The sequence below is a fragment of the Paucibacter sp. XJ19-41 genome (assembly GCF_028462495.1).
In the GTDB taxonomy this organism is placed as follows: Bacteria; Pseudomonadota; Gammaproteobacteria; order Burkholderiales; family Burkholderiaceae_C; genus Roseateles_E.
The window spans coordinates 24,561-43,216 of sequence record NZ_JAQOWX010000021.1 but is presented as its reverse complement, the minus strand read 5'-3'; the positions used below and the strand labels follow the sequence as shown (position 1 = coordinate 43,216).

The window sequence follows — 18,656 nt, the reverse complement described above, 5'->3', positions numbered from 1 at the left end:
ATCGGCGCCGCGCCGCGGCAGCCAGCGGCCCTCGGCCTCGGGCTGCAGCTCGAAGCTGGCCCCCCATTGCTGGGCCATCAGCCGCCCGCCCTGCAGGCTCAGCTCGAAGAGCTGGCCCTGCTCGGCGTTCAGCCATGTGCCGAGCAGGGCCGCTGCGGCATCCGGGCGGGGCGCCGGCGCCGGCCGGTCCAGCACCAGCCGGGCGATGTCGCGGGCGATCTTGTAGGGGTTCTGCGCCCCGTCATTGCTGATCACGACCACGGCCAGCTGCGCCTCGGGCAGCAGCAGGAACTCGGTGCGGTAGCCGGGCCACAGGCCGCCATGGCCCAGCGCCGCGAACTCGTCCAGGCGGCTGTGCTCCAGGCCATAGGCATAGGGCGAGTCCGCGCCCTGGTTCAGCGGCACCCGCGCGCCCAGCGCCTCGGCCAGATCGGCCACGCCCGGCGTCGGCTGCAGCAGATGGGCCGCCCACAGCAGCAGGTCCGGCACGCTGGAGACCAGACCGCCTTCGCCGCCATGCTCGAAGCCGTGCTGGGCGCGCCGCCAGCCGCCTTGACCATCCGGCAGATAGGGCGAGGCCAGGCCCGGCAGCGGCACATCGCTTTCGACCAGCATCGCGGTCGAGCCCATGCCCAGCGGGCCGAAGAACTCGGCCTGCAGCAAGGCATCCAGACTCTGGCCGGAGACCCGCTCGACAATCAGGCCCAGCAGCGCGAAGCCGCTATTGCAATAGAGAAAGCGGCTGCCGGGCGCGAAGTTCAGATGGCTGTTGCGCGCCATCGCGGCCAGCAGGCCGGCCCGGTCGACCCGCTGGTCCAGATTGACGCCGCCCAGGCGCAGCAGCTCCAGCACATCCGGCAGGCCGCTGGTGTTGCGCATCAGATGGCCTATCGTCACGCGCTCGGGCAGGGCCGCCAGCTCGGGCACATGGCTGCGCACATCGTCGTCCTGGCTCAGCAGGCCGCGCCGCTCCAGCAGCAGGGCTGCGGCCACGGTGAACTGCTTGGACACCGAGGCGATGCGAAAGCGCGTGTCGCCGCGGATCGGCGTGAGCTGGCTCAGGCTGGCCAGGCCGTAGCCCTGGTTCAGCAGCACCTCGCCCTTGCGCAGCACGCCGACGGCAAGACCTGGCACCGCACGACCGGCCAGGTCGGCAAACAGGGCATCGACTTTGCTGTGCAGATCGGTCTTCATCGCGGGCATCTCCTGTGTCGAGCCAGTGTCGCATGCGGTTCGGGCAGCGCCGTGCGAGCGCCGCACCGCTCATCCCTCACCTCGCTTCGAGCGTATGTGCGCATGCGCCGCCCGCCCGCGCGCCTTCCACTCACTGAGCCGGGCGCGCCGTTCCAGCGGCCCCATGCTGTCGCGGCCGGCCTCGCGCTGCAGCTTCTGATAGCTCTTCAGCCGCGCCGGCGGCAGCGCGGCACGCACCGCGCAGCCGGGCTCGTCGCCATGCGTGCAGTTGCGGAAGCGGCATTCGCGGGCCAGGCCGAGCACATCGTCGAAGGCCTGATCCAGCTCGGCCGCGCTGGCATCGATCTGCAGGCCGCGCAGGCCCGGCGTGTCGATGATGCAGGCGCCGTCGGCCGTGCGGTGCAGGCTGCGCACCGTGGTCGTGTGGCGGCCGCGGCTGTCGTCCTGGCGCACGCCGCCGGTGTCCTGCAGCGCCACCTCGCACAGCGTGTTGGTCAGGGTCGACTTGCCGGCGCCGCTGGAGCCCAGCAGCACCAGGGTCTGGCCCAGGCCCAGCCAGGGTGCCAGTTGCGCGCGCGTGCCGGCCTGCGTGCCGTCTACCGCCAGCACGTCCATCACCGCATTGCGGCTCAGCGCCAGATGCTCGCGCAGCTCGGCCACCCGGGCCGCCACATCGCGGCACAGATCGGCCTTGCTGAGCACGACGACGGCCGGCACGCCCGAGCCGCGCACCAGCACCAGATAGCGGTCCAGCCGGGCCAGGTTGAAGTCATGGTCCAGCCCCATGAGCAGCAGCGCGGTGTCGACATTGCTGACCAGGGCCTGGCGCTGGCCGTTCGGGTCGCGGCGGCTCAGGCTGTTGAGCGGCGGCAGCAACTCGTGCACCCAGGTCTCGCCCAGCGCGTTGCGGCGCGCCAGCACCCAGTCGCCGACGGCCAGCTGGCGCGAGTCGGCGAACAAGGCCTGTTGCAGCGCCGGCAGTGCGCGGGCGCGGCAGGCGCCCTGTTCGGATTGCAGGCCCAGCTGGTCGCGCTGGACTTCGGTGATGCGCCACAGCGTGGCGTCCTGGCGCCAGTCAAGCTGGGCGAGTTGAGGAAGCAGGGACAGGTTCAGGCCCAGCGGACGCAGGGCCTCGATAAGGGTGGTGGTGAGCATGGTGATGGAATGACAAACAGGCGAACGAAGGAAACCCTGGCCGATGCACGCAGCATCGGGCGGGAAGGTCGTCGTGTTGTCGGCCGCTCACCAGCGGCGGGGCGCTCGCAAACTCAGGCGTTCGCGCAGCCCAGAGCCAGCAGGATGTCGGCCGACAGCGGCAGGGCAAGATCATGTGCAGCCATAGCGGACTCCTGTGTGGGTGGATGAAGGAGCGCAGTGTGCGGCGCTCGGACGGGCAGCGTCAAGCATCGGCGTGGGTCTGTCGCCACAGCCCCATAAGCAAAGGGCCACCACCTTGCGGTGTGGCCCTCGTGGCTTCCGGACATGCCACCGATGTGGCAAGACGGTGTTACTGAGTGACGCTGGTGACGGGTTCCAGAGCTCTGCCCAATCTGCAGCCGGTTTTGTTTGTCTCAGTGCTTCGCATTGTGCACGCGCTTTGTGACGGTGATTTGACGAGAAGCAAGGGAATGGCGATCCAGTCTTGGTCCGCAGTTCTTTACACAGGCTTCAAGGGACCGGTACATGGCTCTGCCATCATGGCCCTGTCTTCACAAAGGCGATGCCCATGCGCTTGTTCTCCCCCCGATGGCTGCTGCCGGCCCTGGTTTCGCTGGCCGGCTGTGCCGATCTGGCCCCGCCCTATGCAAGACCCGACCCCGCCGTGCCTTATGCAGACCAGGCCGCTCAACCGGCGGCGAGTGAGGCTGCCGAGCTGGGTTGGCGCGCCTTCTTCAGCGATCCGCGCCTGCGCGCGGTGGTGGGCTTGGCCCTGACCCATAACCGCGATCTGCGCGTCGCGGCGCTGAATGTCGAGCGGGCCCGCGCCCAGTCCCGTATCAGCGATGCGGCCCGCTTGCCCAGTGTCAATCTCGGCGCCGGCGCCAGCCGCTCCGACAACGGAACAAGCCTGTCGGCCAGCGTTGGCCTGGCCGGCTTCGAGCTGGACCTGTTCGGCCGTGTCAAGAACCTCGGCGAGGCGGCGCTGCAGAGCTATCTGGCCACGGACGAATCACGCCGCAGCGTGCAGATCAGCCTGGTGGCCGAGACGGCCAATGCCTGGCTGAGCCTGGCGGCCGATCTGGAGCGGCAGCGCCTGGCTCAGCAGACCCTGGACACACGCCAGCGCAGCTATGCGCTGACCCAGCGCATGCACGAGCTCGGTGCGATCACCGGGCTGGCGCTGGCCCAGGCGCAGAGCTCGGTCGATGCGGCCCGGGTCGAGATCGCCAACTACGCGACGCTGATCGCGCAGGACCGCAACGCGCTGGAACTGCTGCTCGGCGCGGCCGTGCCGGCCGAGCTGCTGCCGCGCGCCGACGAGGCCCTAGGCGCCGTCAGCGCCCTGGTCGAGCTGCCTGCCGGTGTGCCGTCCAGCCTGCTGCAGCGCCGCCCCGATGTGCTGGCGGCCGAGCACGCATTGCGCGCCAGCCTGGCCGATATCGGTGTGGCCCGCGCCGAGCGTTTTCCGCGCATCTCGCTGACCGCCTCGGCCGGCAGCGCCAGCCGAGAGCTGTCGGGCCTGTTCAAGTCGGGCAGCGGCAGCTGGAGCTTCGGCCCCTCGCTGTCCCTGCCTATCTTCGATGGCGGTGCCAGCCGCGCCCAGGTGCAGGTGGCCGAGCTGAACCGCGAGATCGCGCTGGCCGGCTATGACAAGGCGGTGCAGACCGCCTTCCGCGAGGTGGCCGATGCGCTGGCCCAGCGCGCCACCCTGGCCGAGCGCCTGGCCGCCCAGCGCTCGCTCAACGAAGCCATCGAGCGCCAGCTGCGCCTGGCCGAAGCGCAGTTCCGCGCCGGCAGCACGACCCGGCTGGAGGTGCTCGACGCACAGCGCTCGCTCTACGCCTCGCAGCAGGCGCTGATCGCGCTGCGTCTGACCGAACAAAGCAACCGCATCACGCTCTACAAGGTGCTGGGCGGTGGCTGGAATGATGATGAGAGACGTTGATATGCCGCTGAAGAACCTGATGAAGTCCTGGGGCTGGCTGATCCTGCTCGCCGTGCTGCTGGCCGCCGGCTTCGCGGTCAAACATTTCTGGTTCACGCCGCCGCCCGCGCCCCAGGTGGCCACCGCCGCCGTGGCCCTGGGCGATATCGAGGACAGCGTGCTGGCCACCGGCACCATCGGCGCCTACAAGCTGGTCAGCGTCGGCGCGCAGGTGACCGGCGAGGTCAAGCGTCTGCATGTGGCTCTGGGCGATACCGTCAAGCAGGGCCAGCTGATCGCCGAGATCGACGCGCTGACCCAGCAGAACAATCTGCGCAATGCCCAGGCCGCGCTGCAAAGCGCCCAGGCCCAGCTGGCCGCACGCCAGGCCGCGCTGAAGCAGGCCACGCTGGCGGCCGCGCGGCTGCGCGAGCTGGTGGCCATCGATGCCGGCACCCGCGCCGACCTCGAGGCGGCCGAGGCCACGCTGAGCACCACGACGGCCGAGATCGCCGCCCAGCAGGCCCAGATCGCCCAGGCCCGCGTCGCCGAGGACACGGCCAAGGTCAATCTGGGCTACACCCGGGTGACCGCGCCTATGGACGGCGTGGTCGTGGCCGTGGTCACCGAGCAGGGTCAGACGGTCAATGCCAACCAGTCGGCCCCCACCATCATCAAGCTGGCGAGGCTGGACACCATGACGGTCAAGGCCCAGATCTCCGAGGCCGATGTGCCCAAGGTCAAGCCCGGCATGCCGGTCTACTTCAGCCTGCTGGGCGAGCCGGACCGGCGCATCGAGGTCAAGCTGCGAGCGGTCGAGCCGGGGCCGACGACCCTGGCCAGCGAGACCAGCGCCACCAGTTCGGCCTCTACCAGCACCACGAGCGCGATCTACTACAACGGCATCTTCGACGTGCCCAACGCCGAGGGCAAGCTGCGCATCAATATGACGGCCCAGACCACCATCGTGCTGGCCCGGGCCCAGCAAGTCCTGACCCTGCCCAGCGCAGCGCGGGGCCAACGCGCGCGTGACGGCAGCTACCGCGTGAAGGTGCTGGAGGGTGAGGGCAAGATCGTCGAGAAGACCGTGCGCATCGGTCTGAACAACCGTGTGCAGGCCCAGGTGCTGGACGGGCTGAAGGCCGGTGAGCAGGTCATCACCAGCGAGGCGGGTGCGGCTGGCGCCTCGGCGATGCCGCGCTCGCGCGGCGTGCGGATGTTCTGAGCATGAGCACAGCGCTTCTGGAGGTGCGCGGCCTGACGCGCGAGTTCCCGGCCGGCGAGGGCGTCGTCGCGGTGCTGCGCAATGTCGATCTAGAGATCCAGGCCGGCGAGATGGTGGCCATCATGGGGCCCTCGGGCTCGGGCAAGTCCACCTTGATGAATATCCTCGGCTGCCTGGACCGGCCGACCCGCGGCAGCTACAAGGTGGCCGGCCAGGAGACCGGCGAAATGGCGCCCGACGCGCTGGCGCGGCTGCGCCGCGAGCATTTCGGCTTCATCTTCCAGCGCTACCAGCTGCTGGGCGATCTCAGCGCGGTCGGCAATGTCGAGATCCCGTCCATCTATGCCGGCACCGCCGCAGCCCAGCGCCACGAGCGCGCCCAGCGCCTGCTGGCCCGGCTGGGCCTGGCCGAGCGCACCCAGCACCGACCCGGCCAGCTCTCGGGCGGCCAGCAGCAGCGGGTCTCGATCGCGCGGGCGCTGATGAATGGCGGCGATGTGATCCTGGCCGACGAGCCCACCGGTGCGCTGGACCGGGCCAGCGGCCAGGAGGTCATGAAGATCCTCGAGGAGCTGCATGCCGACGGCCACACCATCATCCTGGTGACCCACGACGCCCAGGTCGCCGCCCATGCACAGCGCGTCATCGAGATCAGCGACGGCGAGATCGTCGCCGACCGGCGCAAATCAGACGCGCCAGCGCCGGCGCGCTTGCAGCGCGAGGCGCTGGCCAAGCCGGGCAGCGCCCTGGGCGCCCTGGTCGGCCGCATCGGCGAGGCCACGCGCATGGCCTTGCGTGCGATGGTCAACCACCGGCTGCGCACCCTCCTGACGATGCTGGGCATCATCATCGGCATCGCCTCGGTGGTGTCGGTGGTGGCACTGGGCGAGGGCTCGCGCCAGCGCATCCTGTCCGACATCAGCGCGATGGGCACCAACACCATAGACATCATGCCCGGCAGCGGCTTCGGCGACCGGCGCGCCGGCGCGATCCGCACGCTGCGCTCGGGCGACGCGCAGGCGCTGGCCCAGCTCGGCTATGTGGACAGCGTGACGCCGACCGTCAGCGTCAACGCTGGCCTGCGCTACCGCAATGTCGATGTCTCGGCCAGCATCAGCGGGGTCGGCGAGCAGTTCTTCCGCGTGCGCGGCTACAGCTTCGCGGCCGGCCAGGCCTTCGACGCGGACGCGGTGCGCCTGCAGGCCCAGGAGGCGGTGATCGACGACAACACGCGCAAGACCTTGTTCCCCAATGGCGAGCCTGCACTGGGCGAGGTGATCCTGCTGGGCAGCGTGCCGCTGCGCATCGTCGGCGTGACCGAGAAGAAGAGCAGCGCCTTCGGCAACGCCGACGCGCTCAATGTCTGGCTGCCCTACACCACCGCGATGAGCCGCATGACCGGCCAGGACTATCTGCGCAGCATCACGGTGCGGGTCAGCGACGCGGTGGCCAGCACGGTGGCCGAGCAGGGCATCACCCGGCTGCTCGCTCAGCGCCATGGCAAGGAAGACTTCTTCCTGATGAATACCGACAGCATCCGCCAGACCATCGAGCAGACCACGCAGACCATCACGCTGCTGATCTCGTCGATTGCCTTGATCTCGCTGCTGGTGGGCGGCATCGGCGTGATGAACATCATGCTGGTCTCGGTGACCGAGCGCACCCAGGAGATCGGTGTGCGCATGGCGGTGGGCGCACGCCAGGGCGACATCCTGCGCCAGTTCCTGATCGAGGCGGTGCTGGTCTGCGTGCTCGGCGGCGCGATGGGCGTGGCGCTGGCGCTGGGCACCGGCGCGCTGTTCGATCACTTCGTCAAGGATTTCCGCATGGTGTTCTCCAGCAGCGCCATCATCGGCGCCTTCGCGGTCTCGACCCTGATCGGCGTGGTCTTCGGCTTCCTGCCAGCGCGCAGCGCGGCAAGACTTGACCCTGTGGAAGCGCTGGCCCGGCCCTGAGGCTTGCAGAAGCAAGGGCCTGCGAGCCGCTGCCGCTGTCCCCTGTCGGGTGGAGGTGGCGGCCCTTGCTGGCCGGCCGTGGTCTTGCTTGCCTATACTCGACCGGCCTTTTCAGCCTATGCCATGGAGAACGTCATGAACAAGCTGTCGCTGTCGCTGCTGGCCCTGATCCCCGCCCTGGTCGGCGCGCAACCGCGCCCCACCATCGATGCCAAGGTGGTGCAGGTGGTGCCCATCCTGTCGCAGGAGATGCGGCCGCGCAATGTGGAACAGTGTCGCGATGTCGAGGTCGTGACCCACCATCGCGACACGCTGGGCCCCTCGGTGGCCGGCGCCATCATCGGCGGCCTGATCGGCAGCGGCTTCGGTCATGGCCACGGCCGGGCCGCCGCCACCGGCATCGGGGCGGCGGTGGGCATGGGGGTGGCACAGAACGCCGCCCAGGCGCGCGACCATGTGGTGGTCAAGGAGCGCTGCGACCCGGTGGTCCATTACGAGCAGGTCGAGGTGCAGCGCTACCAGGTCACCTATGAGCTGGACGGTCAGCGCTTTGTCACGACGCTGGATCGCCAGCCCGGCGCGACGATCACGGTGCGTCTGGCGCCTTGATGAGCAGGCCGCAGCGATGATGCACAAGAAAATAGCACTGATGCTGCTGGCCTTGCTGCCCTCATGGGGCTGGGCCCAGAGCAACGAGGCTTTCGCCGTCGCTGGCACCAGCGAGCCCGAGGTGCGGCAGCTGTTGTCGGCGTTGCAGAGCGCTGTACAGCGCGACGCGCGTCCCGCCGTCGCGGCGCTGTTCGCCTGCCCCTGCCGGGTCTGGGACGGCAAGAAGGTCTTGCGATTGAAGAAGGCCGAGGAGCTGCTGCCCCATTACGAGGCGGTGTTCGGGCCCGAGCTGAAGAAGACCATTGCCGAGGCTCGCGTCGACGGCCTGTTCTCGAACTGGCAGGGCGTGATGCTGGGCGACGGCCGGGTCTGGTTCACCGCAGCGGGCAAGCCCCCGAAACTCGCGATCAGCACGATCAACGCGCCGCCCTGAGCGGGCGGCCTGTTCAGGGCTGGTAGAAGTAGTAGCAGCCCAGCAGTGTCGGCTGGCGGCTGTCGCCTTGCAGCGGCGCGATCAGCATCGCGGTCTTCTTCTCGCCGAGCTTGAGCTCGCAGGCCATCGCGCCCTCGCTGCGCTCGCACTGCATGGCCCGGCCCAGCTGCTGCTCCATCGCCTGGCGCGCCTCGGCAAAGCCGGCGCGCACGCTCAGCGAGAAGCCCAGGCCCATGCCGACGCTGCCCGGGAAGGCCTGCAGCACCGGCAGCCCCAGCACCGTCAGCGGCGCCTTCGGGTCGAAGGCCGGCTCCTTGGGCACCTGGGTGAAGCGCGCCTGGAAGGCCTGGGCGAATCCGCGCATGCGCTGCGGCTCCTGTTGATTCCATTCGTACCAGGAGTCGGCGCAAACGGCCAGCCGGGCCAGCTGTGCGTCATCGGCCTTGATCTCGGCGGCGGCTGCACTTGCCAGTCCGGCGAGCGTGGCGGCCAGCGCGAGGGCGCATCGTGAAGTGAAGGAGGGCATCGGAGGTCTCGGAGTTTGGCGGTGAACCGAACTCTGAGCTGATGCGGTATCAGCGCGGCTTCGCCTGTGGCGACGCTGTGGTTTCAGTTGTTGCGCGGCGCTCCTTGCCGAGTTCAGCGGCCAGCTTCTCGATATGGGTCTTCGCCAGCGCGCTGCGTCCTCGGGACAGCCATTTGATGCAATCGACCAGTTCCCAGATCAGCCCGTCGTCGCCGTACTCGTAGGCGGCGAAGTCTTCGGGGCGAATCGGCTCGCCGTCGGCAACGTAGGCCGCCAGCAGGTTCTGCGGATCCCAGACCGACAGATAGGGGCGCTTCAGCCGGAATGTCGTGCCGGGCTCGAAGACATGGCACTCGACGCTGGAGAAGTCCAGATAGACCAGCTTGTGAAACGCGCCGCCGCCGGCATGCCTGCCGCCGAACTGGTTCAGGACTTCCGAGCGGCCGAGCCACTGATGGGCGGCCTGGAGCACCGCGGCGCCTTGCCCCGGGGCGGCTATGGCCACCAGGTCCAGGTCCGACACCCGGTCGCCACAGCCTTTGGCATAGGAGCCGACCAGGACGATGGCCAGCCAACGGGAGTCACCCTCGGCCAGGGCGGTCAGGCCGTACAGGCGCTCGATGTGCGACCGCGGCGCGCCCTGCGCCTGCAGCCTGCTCAGCACGGATTCGGAGATCGGCATGCCCGGGCTCCCGGTTTCAGGCTTTGCCCGGCTCTTCCTGCCGCGCCCGCCAGGCCCGCATGGCCTGCCGGTACTGGTCCATCGCCAGGTCATGCAGGTCGAAGATGCAGGGCTCGCAGCCATTGCCGCAGCAGGCATCGAGGTCGGGCGGCACCGGCGGCTGGGGCATGGGGTCGGGATCGGTGGCGGCGGGGGACGTCATGGGCGGGATTGTCGCTGCTGCGGCTAGCGATCAGCCCGCGCCTGCACCGTGCGGCCGCATTGGTCGCGTTTTCTGGATAGTCCATCCAGCGGGGCTGGGCTGATCTTCGCGGCAGCGCTGCCTAGACTGCGCTGTCCTTCGACGCCACCACCCAGGAGATCCTCATGGCAGACCATTCCATCAAGGGCAAGACCGTTCTCATCGCCGGCGGCGCCAAGAATCTTGGCGGCCTGATTGCGCGCGACCTCGCCGGCCACGGCGCGAAGGCGGTCGCGATCCATTACAACAGCGCCGCCAGCCAGGCCGAGGCCGAGCAGACCGTGGCGGCCGTCGAGGCGCTGGGCGCCAGGGCCGTGGCTTTCCAGGCCGACCTGACCCGCGCCCAGGCGGTGGAGCAGCTCTTCGCCGATGCGAGCGCGGCGCTGGGTCGCCCCGACATCGCGATCAACACGGTCGGCAAGGTGCTGAAGAAGGCCATGGCCGAGGTGTCCGAGGCCGAGTACGACGAGATGAGCGCCGTCAACGCCAAGACGGCCTTTTTCTTCCTGAAGGAGGCCGGCCGGCAACTGAATGACAACGGCAAGGTCTGCACCATCGTCACCTCGCTGCTGGGCGCCTACACCCCGTTCTACTCGGCTTATGAAGGCCTGAAGGCGCCGGTCGAGCATTTCACCCGTGCGGCCTCCAAGGAGTTCGGCGAGCGCGGCATTTCGGTGACGGCCGTCGGCCCCGGCCCGATGGACACGCCCTTCTTCTATCCGGCCGAAGGTGCGGATGCGGTCGCCTATCACAAGACCGCCGCGGCCCTCTCCAAGTTCTCCAAGACCGGCCTGACCGATATCGAGGATGTCGTGCCCTTCATCCGTTTCCTGGTGTCCGAGGGCTGGTGGATCACCGGCCAGACCCTGCTGATCAACGGCGGCTACACGACCAAGTAGCGAAGGGAGGGGGCCCCGGCCGGCTTCTCAGGGTCAAATGCGGGCATGGACAAGCTCGATCAGTACCGCGTCTTTGTGCAGGTGGCCGAGATGGGCAGCTTCATCAAGGCGGCCCATGCGCTCGATCTGCCCCGCGCCACCGTGTCGGCCGCCGTCCAGCAGTTGGAGGAGAAGGTCGGTGCCCGCCTGCTGAACCGCACGACGCGGCAGGTCCACCTGACGACCGACGGCACGCAGCTGCTCGAACGCCTGCGTCCCTTGCTGGCCGAGGCCGAGGAGGTCGAGCAGCTTTTCCAGAGCAGCCAGCGCCAGGTCGGCGGCCTGCTGCGGATCGATGTGCCCAGCCGCATCGCCCGGCGCCTGATCGCCCCGGCGCTGCCGGGTCTGCTGCGGCGCTATCCCCGGCTGCAGCTGATGCTGGGCTCCACCGACCGCGCCATCGACCTGGTCCAGGAGGGCGTGGACTGTGCCGTGCGTGTCGGGGCGCTGCATGACAGCAGCCTGGTGGCGCGGCCGCTGGGCCGTGTTGCCTTGGTCAACTGTGCCAGCGCGGCCTATCTGCGCGAACACGGCCAGCCGCAGACGCCTGAAGACCTGATGACGGGCGGGCACTGGGCGGTGGGCTATGCCTCGCCGACCAGCGGCCGGGAGCTGCCCTGGGAGGTTCTGGACGCTGCACAGGGCCTGCAGCTGCTGGCGCCGCCCAGCCGTGTCATCGTCAACAATGCCGAGAGCTATATCGCCGCCTGCCGGGCCGGCATGGGGCTGATACAGATCCCGCGTTTTGATGTGCCGCAGCTGCTCGACCGGGGCGAGCTGGTCGAGCTGCTGCCGGCGCATCGGGCGCCGGCCATGCCGGTCTCCTTGCTCTACCCGCACCGGCGCCAGCGCTCGCGCCGCCTGCTCGCCTTCGTCGAGTGGTTTTCCGCCTTGATGGCGCCACATCTGGAAGGGGGATGAGACAGAATCGGGGCCTGACCCACCGAGTCATGACCGTCAGGAGCTTGCCGTGGAGCGCCGCCAATTCCTGTCCTCGGCCCTGTTGCTTGCGGGCCCGGCCAAGGCCGCTGCCCCCGGCAAGGCGGCCGATAGCCGGGCGATCTTCGTCGGCAACACCGCGCCTTACTCCCATCGGGGCGCCGACGGTGCGCCGGCCGGCGTGGCCTACGAGATGGTCAGCGAGATCGCCAGGGATCTGCCTTTCACGCTCGATCCCGTCCTTGCTCCGCTGGTGCGGGCGTTTCGGGAGCTGGCGTCCCAGGGGCCGGCCCTGATCATTCCTCCGGCCCGCCTGCCCTCGCGAGAGCATCTGCTGCGCTGGGTGGTGCCGCTGATTCCGGTGCGGCTGATGCTGTTCGCGCGCAGCGGCAGCGGGCACGACATTGCCTCGATCGAGAGCGCCAGAGCGCTGGAGATCGGCATTCTCAACGCCCCGGGCCTGGAGGAGACCTATCGCTCGGCGGGTTTCCAGCGCATCAAGCACCTGGCGAGCACTGAGGTCGCGATCCGCATGCTGATGCACGAGCGTCTGCCGGCCGTGCTGACGGCCGATTGCTCGGTGTATGCCGCGCTGAAGGAGGCCGGCATCGCGCGCAGCCGGATCCGCGAGGGCGCGGTGCTCGCCGATGTCACGCTCTGGCTGGCCGCTTCCCGGAACTACCCCGATGCTGAACTCCGGCTGTGGCAGGCCGCTGCCGAGAAGCGCCGCCCCGAGCTGGCGAAGATACTGGCCAGGCATGTGTGAAGGGCTTGCCGGCCACGGTGAGGCAGCCTCAGCGCAGTGCCTGCTCGATGTCGGCGAACAGTGGTCGGTCTGTCGCCACCTCGCTCAGGCAGGCCTGTCGCAGGGCCTCCAGCTTGTCGAGCCGGGATCGGCTCGCCGGCTCGATGTGCGCCAGCAACTCTTCGAGCAGGCAGCCGAAGGCGCGCACTTCCAGTCCTTGCAAGGCGAGGGCCATCGGCATGTCGTCGGGGTCGAACAGCGAGGCCGCGCCGAAGTCGCCCAGCAAGGCCTGACCCCGGCCGTCGTGCAGGATGTTGTGGCCGTACAGATCGCCGTGGCTGACGCCGCGCTGGTGCAGCTGGCGCGCCGCCGAGGCGATGCCCCGGGCCAGCGCCAGCGCGCTGTCGAGCTCGAAACGGCTGCCGTCCGGGTAGATGTCGCGGGTGCAGGAGTCCAGGCTGGGCGGTTGGGCCAGGCTGCGGAATTCGGGCGGGATCAGCTGCATCACCAGGCCCTGGGCCTGGACCGGATGGCCGCTGATACGACCCAGCAGCGGAATCAGATTCGGATGCTCGCCGGCCAGCATCGCCGCCGCCATCTCGCTGCGCGGCAGACCGTCGCTGGTGACCTCGCCCTTGAAGATCTTGACGGCAAGCGGCGTGCCGCAGCCCACTCGCTCGGCACGATGGATCACGCCCGAGGCGCCCTCGCCAAGTTGCTCGTGCAGGCGCAGCTCGCGCCAGGCTATGGTGGCCAGCGGTGCCTGCGCCAAGGTGGCCTGTTCCAGGACCTCGCAAAAAGGATTGCCCGCATAGGCCAGCCAGCTGAGCCTGGGCAGTGTCAGCAGCCAGTCGGGCAGGGCCGCCAGCCGGTTGGCCGAGATGCGCAAGAGTTCGAGTCGCGTGCAGGCAGCCATGTCGGCCGGCAGCCCGCGCAGGCGATTGCCGGCCAGCGCCAGTTTCTGCAGCCGGCCGCAGCGGCCGATCGCGGCGGGCAGGGCCTCGATTTCGTTGTCGGTCAGGATCAGCCAGCGCAGCCGCTCGGGCAGGGCCTCGGCCGGCACCTGTCGGATCCGGTTCGCCTTGAAGCCCACCATCTCCAGCTGGGCGCAGCGGCCCAGCACGGCGGGCAGCGTGGTGAAGCGGTTGTTCGAGCAGAAGATGATGCGCAGGCGCTGCAGGCGGGGCAGATCGTCCGGCAGGCTGGCCAACTCATTGCCTGACAGATCGAGCACCTCCAGCGTCTCGGCCAGCTCAAAGATCTCGCGGGGAAATTCGCTGAGGCCCTCGCGCAGCGTCAGCCGGCGCGCGCCGGCGAGGGCGCCGGAGCGCAGATGCTCGAGAGTGTTCATGCTCATCTGCTGCCGCTCATGCCGCAAAGCGCCCGCGCAGATAGGCAATGATGGCGCCCGATTCGCTCAGCCATTGCACGCTGCCGCTGGCGTCGTCGGTGATCTTCAGGCAGGGCACCTTGCTTGCCCCCGAGCCTTGCTGCAGGGCGGTGCGATGCTGGGCTTCATGCTGGGCGTCGAGGCGCTGGATAGGCAGGGCCAGGCGATGCATCTCCTGGCGGACCTTGATGCAGAAGGGGCAGGTCGTGAACTGATAGAGCGCCAGGTTGTCGCACTGCCGATCGACCTCGGCCTGTTGCTCGGCGGGGCGCTGCAAGGCCGCCGGACGGGACAGACGCTCCTTGAGCAGCATGACCGGGCCGAGCAGGGTGCGCAGGGTTCTGAAGAAGAGTCGGATGAGGGGCTTCATGGCGGCGAGTGACTGGGCAAGAAAAAAGCCCCACACGCTTTCACATGCAGGGCTTCAATATTTGGCTCCTCGACCTGGGCTCGAACCAGGGACCTACGGATTAACAGTCCGGCGCTCTACCGACTGAGCTATCGAGGAATTGTTCGGTATGTTTTTTACTTCTTGTTTGCGGCAGCGGATCCGTACCACTGCCACTGAAATTCTGGCTCCTCGACCTGGGCTCGAACCAGGGACCTACGGATTAACAGTCCGGCGCTCTACCGACTGAGCTATCGAGGAATTGTTCGGTATGTTTTTTACTTCTTGTTTGCGGCAGCGGATCCGTACCACTGCCACTGAAATTCTGGCTCCTCGACCTGGGCTCGAACCAGGGACCTACGGATTAACAGTCCGGCGCTCTACCGACTGAGCTATCGAGGAACAGAGCCTTGCATTATAGACCGGATTTTTTAGGCTTTACAAGCTGAGTTCCAAACTTGCGCGCCAGGTGCGGGGCGCGAGTGGGTACAAGTACACATGGCCGTACTGGAAGGGGGACTCCTTCCAGGCCCGGCGATTGCTGGCGTTGTCGACGCCGACTCGCCAGATCAGCAGCTGATTGCCCAGGCTGTGCTCGTAGCGCGCCCCCAGATCCAGACGGGTCCAGCTGGGGATGCTGAGGCTGTTGTCGGGCAGCACGGCGCGCGCCCCTTCATACACCAGGCCGGCTTGCAGCTGCAGACCGGGCAGGCCGATGTTCTGCCGCGCCTGCAGCTTCAGCGAGCGCTCGGCCACATTGGCGGGCTTCAGGCCGTTGAGGCTGGGGTCGGCGCTGCCCTGGCGGCGCGCGCGCAGCTTCATCGCGCTGGCCAGCAGACCGCCGCCGCGCCATTTCAGATCGGCTTGCGCCTCGACGCCGCGATGGCGGGCTTCTCCATCGGCGACGCGCGTGCAGCTGTTGTCGTTGTCATCGCAGGCGCCGACATCGCGCCAGGCCGGGCGCTGGGTGTCGAAGACATTGATGCCCCAATCCACCGTGTTGCTGCCGGCCTTGAAACCGATCTCGAACTGCTCGCTCTTCAGCGCCGGCAGGGCCTGACCGGCATTGGTGTAGCGGCTGCGGTTGGGCGTGACTTCGGATTCGACGCCTTCACCCCAGCTGGCATAGACCATGTGCTGGCTGGAGAGCGCATAGCTCAGACCCAGCCAGGGCGTGGTGAAGCTCTGGCTGTAGTGGGTGGGGCGCGAGCCATCGGTGCGCACGCTGTCGCGCGTCAGCCGGGTGTGGCGCAGACCCAGCCAGGCCTGCCACTGGGCGCCGAGCTGTATCGAGTCGCGCAGATAGAACTCGCGGCTGCGCTCGTCGCGCTTGGTGTTCTCGTCGGTGCCCGCCGGGAGGTCCTTGGCGGGCAATTGGCCGCTGATGTTGCCGGTTCCTGGTCCGCTATAAATCTGGCGCTGGAAGTGGCTCTCGAAGCGGCTGAACAGCAGCCCGGTGCTCAGCTCATGACGCAGGCCGGCCGCGACGAAATTGCCGGCCACCGACAGGTCCAGCGCGTCACTGTCACGGCGTTCGTTCTCGCTGCGGAAGTCGTACTGGTCGAAGTCTCCATTGGGGCAATAGCGGTCGGCGTAATACGTCCCGTCTGCTGCACTGCAGCCGAAGGGGTAGGCCAGCCGGTCATCCGTTTTGAGCCGCTGCAGCCCCAGATGAGCCTGCGCCTTCCAGTCCGCGTTCAGGCGCTGCTGCAGCCGCAGCGACGCATGGTGGTTGTCGAACACCACCGGCTGGCTCCAGGCCTGGTTGTTCAGATTGATGCGTGGATCTATGGACTTCGCATCGGGCAGGCGCTCGCCGAGCAGGCTGAAGCCCGCCTGGCTGGGCTGGCTCTGGCGGTTCCATTCGAACTCGGCCTCCAGCAGCGTGTCGGGTGCCAGACGCCAGTCGCCGGCAAGCGCAACAGCCCGGCGCTCGCCCTTGGCGTCGCGCAGCTGCGGGCGCAGCTCGGCGGCGCTGGCATTGAGGCGCAGGCCGAAGACCTGGGCCTCGCCGAAGCGGCGGCTCAGGTCGACACCGGCCTCGACCGTGCCACGCTCGCTGACGCTCAGCAGCAGGCTGCTCAGCGGCGCGGCGGTGGGCCGCTTGACGACCAGGTTCACCAGCCCGCCCGGCGCGCTGGTGCCGGCCTGGATGCCGGAGCTGCCCTTGAGCACCTCGATGCTGCTCTTGTTGGCCAGGCTCAGCGCGGTCTCGGCATTGATGGGCAGCCCATCGCGGCGGTAGTTGAAGCGGTTGTCGAGATCGAAGCCGCGGATCTTCAGATAAGAGACATAGCCCTGCGAGTTGTAGGCGTCGCCGATGCTGGCGTCCAGCGCCGTGATGCCGGCCAGCGAGCTCAGGCCCAGGTCCAGCAGGCGCTCGCTGCCCAGCAAGGTGGCCTGGATCGGCAGCTTGGCGATGGGCGTGTCGCCAAAGCCGCCGACGCTGACGGGTGTGTCGGCCGAGCGGCCGCTGACCGAGACGGCGGGCAGGGCGTTGGAGGCGTGTTGGGCATGGGTCAGCGTGCTGCACAGCAGCGCGGCGGCCAGAAGGGTCAGGTGTTGATGTGCCATCGGGACTGCAAGCGATGGCAGGTCGGCGTCACAGGAACGCGCACGTCAGCAGGAGAAAGGAATGGTGGTCGACGGCGGCTCTTGCTTGCTTCCCTGCGCGAGGATTACCTCAAGTCTCCCGAAGGAGACTTTGATGCGCGCCTTGCGGCACGCATCAACAGGTTCAAAGGGACTTTCTCAGTCGGCTCATCAGATGAGCCGACACCCCTAGCGAAGAGCTCCACAGCAAAGCCGTGAAGCGTGGCCGGATTGTAGCGGCGCCGCGTTCTCAGTCGAACACGGGGGATTCGACCCCCAGCACCTTGTGCAGCTTCGGGCTGGTGGTCGTGTACTGCAGATGGATGCGCTTGTCGGGGAAGACATAGGGCGCAGCGCCGAAGGCGGCCAGCGCGGCCTCGTGGAAGCCCGACAGGATCAGCTTCTTCTTGCCCGGGTAGGTGTTGACATCGCCGACCGCGAAGATGCCCGGCACGCTGGTCTCGAACTTCTCGGTGTCAACGACGATCTGCTTGCGCTCCAGCGCCAGGCCCCATTCGGCGATCGGGCCGAGCTTGGGGCTCAGGCCGAAGAAGGCCAGTACCTGGTCGCAGGGCACGATGCGGGTGACGCCGTCGGCGCCGGTGACCCGGGCGCCGGTCAGCGCGCCGCCTTCCTCGACAAGGCCGCTCACCTGGCCGACCAGGAACTGCATCTCCTGCGCCTCGCACAGCGCGCGCATCTTGGCCACGCTGGCCGGCGCAGCCTTGAAGCCGTCGCGCCGGTGCAAGAGGATCACGCTCTCGGCCTTGTGCGGGTTGCCGTCGGCGTTGCCGGCGCAGAAGTTCAGCGCCCAGTCCAGCGCCGAATCACCGCCGCCGACCACGAGCAGGTTCTTGCCGGCAAACTGCTCCGGGCCGCGCACGCGGTAATGCAGCTGCGAGCCCTCGAAGGCCTCGGCGCCCTCGACCTTCAAGGTGCGCGGCTGGAAGCTGCCGACGCCGCCGGCGATGAAGAGGGTCTTGCTCAGGAACTGCGTGCCCTTGGCGGTCGCGACGAAGAAGCGGCCGTCTTCCTGCTTCTGCACCATCGTGACTTCCTGGCCCAGATGGAAGCTCGCACCGAAAGGTTCGATTTGCCTGAGCAGGCTGTCCGTCAGCTCCTTGCCGGTGCACACCGGCACGGCCGGGATGTCATAGATGGGCTTGTCGGGATAGAGCTCGATGCACTGGCCGCCGGGGTAGGCCAACGAGTCGATGATGTGGGCCTTGATCTCCAGCAAGCCCAGCTCGAAGACCTGAAACAGGCCCACCGGGCCAGCACCGACGATGACGGCATCGGTTTCGATCACGGGCAGCGCTGTCGTCACGGCGGCGTGCGGGCTCAACGGGTTCAGCGGATCAGCTCGGACAGCTTGTCCGTGCGATCTTTCCAGTCATCGGCATCGGGCAGGGCCGGCTTGCGCTTGGTGATGCTGGGCCAGTTCTTGGCCAGATCGGCGTTGATCTTGATCATGTGCTGCTGATTGCCCGGCACATCTTCCTCCGGCAGGATGGCATTGACCGGGCACTCCGGGATGCACACGGCGCAGTCGATGCACTCATCGGGGTCGATGGTCAGGAAGTTCGGGCCTTCGCGGAAGCAATCGACGGGGCAGACATCCACGCAATCGGTGTATTTGCAGCGGATGCAGGCTTCGGTAACGACGTGTGTCATGGGAAAACTCGGGTTTTTGAGGGCCTGGTGCCGGTCGGGC

The 18,656-nt window shown here is 68.2% G+C and carries 18 protein-coding genes and 3 tRNA genes; 8 read left to right on the top strand and 13 right to left on the bottom strand.

The window, feature by feature from the left end:
- Together PO768_RS07875 and rsgA are read right to left on the bottom strand one after the other, a co-directional pair.
- Nucleotides 1–1,194: serine hydrolase domain-containing protein (locus tag PO768_RS07875; protein WP_272645609.1), on the bottom strand; the 1,194-nt coding region annotated here is incomplete at its 3' end.
- Between the two features lie 69 nt (nt 1,195–1,263).
- The gene (gene rsgA / locus PO768_RS07870) at nt 1,264–2,349 is read right to left on the bottom strand and encodes a ribosome small subunit-dependent GTPase A (protein ID WP_272645608.1); all 1,086 of its coding nucleotides are present in this window, start codon (nt 2,347–2,349) and stop codon (nt 1,264–1,266) included.
- Between the two features lie 571 nt (nt 2,350–2,920).
- Between rsgA and PO768_RS07865 the strand changes: the two genes are divergently transcribed.
- From PO768_RS07865 to PO768_RS07845, 5 genes are all read left to right on the top strand, one after another.
- A complete protein-coding gene (locus PO768_RS07865) occupies nt 2,921–4,300 on the top strand; it encodes an efflux transporter outer membrane subunit (protein ID WP_272645607.1) in 1,380 nt (459 codons plus the stop codon).
- Nucleotides 4,287–5,504: an efflux RND transporter periplasmic adaptor subunit gene (locus PO768_RS07860; protein ID WP_272645606.1), complete on the top strand. Its 1,218-nt coding sequence runs from the start codon at nt 4,287–4,289 to the stop codon at nt 5,502–5,504. Before PO768_RS07865 ends, PO768_RS07860 begins: the two co-directional genes overlap by 14 nt.
- Nucleotides 5,505–5,506: 2 nt before the next feature.
- Complete coding sequence (locus PO768_RS07855; protein WP_272645605.1) at nt 5,507–7,459, top strand: MacB family efflux pump subunit; 1,953 nt, start codon at nt 5,507–5,509, stop codon at nt 7,457–7,459.
- Nucleotides 7,460–7,594: 135 nt separating this feature from the next.
- Nucleotides 7,595–8,068 carry a glycine zipper 2TM domain-containing protein gene (locus tag PO768_RS07850; RefSeq protein WP_272645604.1) on the top strand — a complete coding sequence of 158 codons (474 nt, stop codon included), beginning with the start codon at nt 7,595–7,597 and terminating at the stop codon, nt 8,066–8,068.
- 16 nt (nt 8,069–8,084) lie between these two features.
- Nucleotides 8,085–8,501, top strand: coding sequence for a hypothetical protein (locus PO768_RS07845; RefSeq protein ID WP_272645603.1), 417 nt, complete (start codon nt 8,085–8,087; stop codon nt 8,499–8,501).
- Nucleotides 8,502–8,514: 13 nt separating this feature from the next.
- On the opposite strand, the gene PO768_RS07840 is transcribed toward PO768_RS07845, so the two are convergent.
- The 3 genes from PO768_RS07840 to PO768_RS07830 are packed head-to-tail and all read right to left on the bottom strand — an operon-like array spanning nt 8,515 to nt 9,911.
- Nucleotides 8,515–9,027, bottom strand: a complete 513-nt coding sequence (locus PO768_RS07840; RefSeq protein WP_272645602.1) for a hypothetical protein — start codon at nt 9,025–9,027, stop codon at nt 8,515–8,517.
- A 49-nt stretch (nt 9,028–9,076) separates the two neighbouring features.
- On the bottom strand, nt 9,077–9,709 hold the full coding sequence (locus PO768_RS07835) for a hypothetical protein (RefSeq protein ID WP_272645601.1): 633 nt from the start codon (nt 9,707–9,709) through the stop codon (nt 9,077–9,079).
- 16 nt (nt 9,710–9,725) lie between these two features.
- The gene (locus PO768_RS07830) at nt 9,726–9,911 is read right to left on the bottom strand and encodes an oxidoreductase-like domain-containing protein (protein ID WP_262969862.1); all 186 of its coding nucleotides are present in this window, start codon (nt 9,909–9,911) and stop codon (nt 9,726–9,728) included.
- A 164-nt stretch (nt 9,912–10,075) separates the two neighbouring features.
- On the opposite strand from PO768_RS07830, the gene PO768_RS07825 reads away from it, so the two are divergent.
- The 3 genes from PO768_RS07825 to PO768_RS07815 are packed head-to-tail and all read left to right on the top strand — an operon-like array spanning nt 10,076 to nt 12,593.
- Complete coding sequence (locus tag PO768_RS07825) at nt 10,076–10,849, top strand: SDR family oxidoreductase (protein ID WP_272645600.1); 774 nt, start codon at nt 10,076–10,078, stop codon at nt 10,847–10,849.
- Nucleotides 10,850–10,894: 45 nt separating this feature from the next.
- A complete protein-coding gene (locus PO768_RS07820) occupies nt 10,895–11,809 on the top strand; it encodes a LysR family transcriptional regulator (protein ID WP_272645599.1) in 915 nt (304 codons plus the stop codon).
- A 49-nt stretch (nt 11,810–11,858) separates the two neighbouring features.
- Nucleotides 11,859–12,593, top strand: coding sequence for a substrate-binding periplasmic protein (locus PO768_RS07815; RefSeq protein ID WP_272645598.1), 735 nt, complete (start codon nt 11,859–11,861; stop codon nt 12,591–12,593).
- A 28-nt stretch (nt 12,594–12,621) separates the two neighbouring features.
- Here PO768_RS07815 and PO768_RS07810 read toward each other — a convergent pair whose 3' ends face one another.
- The 8 genes from PO768_RS07810 to fdxA all read right to left on the bottom strand — a co-directional run bounded on the left by PO768_RS07810 (nt 12,622) and on the right by fdxA (nt 18,616).
- A complete protein-coding gene (locus PO768_RS07810) occupies nt 12,622–13,923 on the bottom strand; it encodes a leucine-rich repeat-containing protein kinase family protein (protein ID WP_272645597.1) in 1,302 nt (433 codons plus the stop codon).
- Nucleotides 13,924–13,939: 16 nt separating this feature from the next.
- Nucleotides 13,940–14,332, bottom strand: coding sequence for a glutaredoxin family protein (locus PO768_RS07805; RefSeq protein ID WP_272645596.1), 393 nt, complete (start codon nt 14,330–14,332; stop codon nt 13,940–13,942).
- A gap of 62 nt (nt 14,333–14,394) precedes the next feature.
- Nucleotides 14,395–14,470 (bottom strand) — tRNA-Asn (locus PO768_RS07800).
- 65 nt (nt 14,471–14,535) lie between these two features.
- Nucleotides 14,536–14,611, bottom strand: a tRNA-Asn gene (locus PO768_RS07795).
- Nucleotides 14,612–14,676: 65 nt separating this feature from the next.
- Nucleotides 14,677–14,752, bottom strand: a tRNA-Asn gene (locus tag PO768_RS07790).
- 36 nt (nt 14,753–14,788) lie between these two features.
- On the bottom strand, nt 14,789–16,924 hold the full coding sequence (locus tag PO768_RS07785) for a TonB-dependent siderophore receptor (protein ID WP_272645595.1): 2,136 nt from the start codon (nt 16,922–16,924) through the stop codon (nt 14,789–14,791).
- 268 nt (nt 16,925–17,192) lie between these two features.
- Nucleotides 17,193–18,296 carry an NAD(P)/FAD-dependent oxidoreductase gene (locus PO768_RS07780; RefSeq protein WP_442953200.1) on the bottom strand — a complete coding sequence of 368 codons (1,104 nt, stop codon included), beginning with the start codon at nt 18,294–18,296 and terminating at the stop codon, nt 17,193–17,195.
- Nucleotides 18,293–18,616 carry a ferredoxin FdxA gene (gene fdxA / locus PO768_RS07775; protein WP_137940938.1) on the bottom strand — a complete coding sequence of 108 codons (324 nt, stop codon included), beginning with the start codon at nt 18,614–18,616 and terminating at the stop codon, nt 18,293–18,295. The genes PO768_RS07780 and fdxA overlap by 4 nt, the downstream gene beginning before the upstream one ends.
- Between the last annotated feature and the right edge of the window lie 40 nt (nt 18,617–18,656).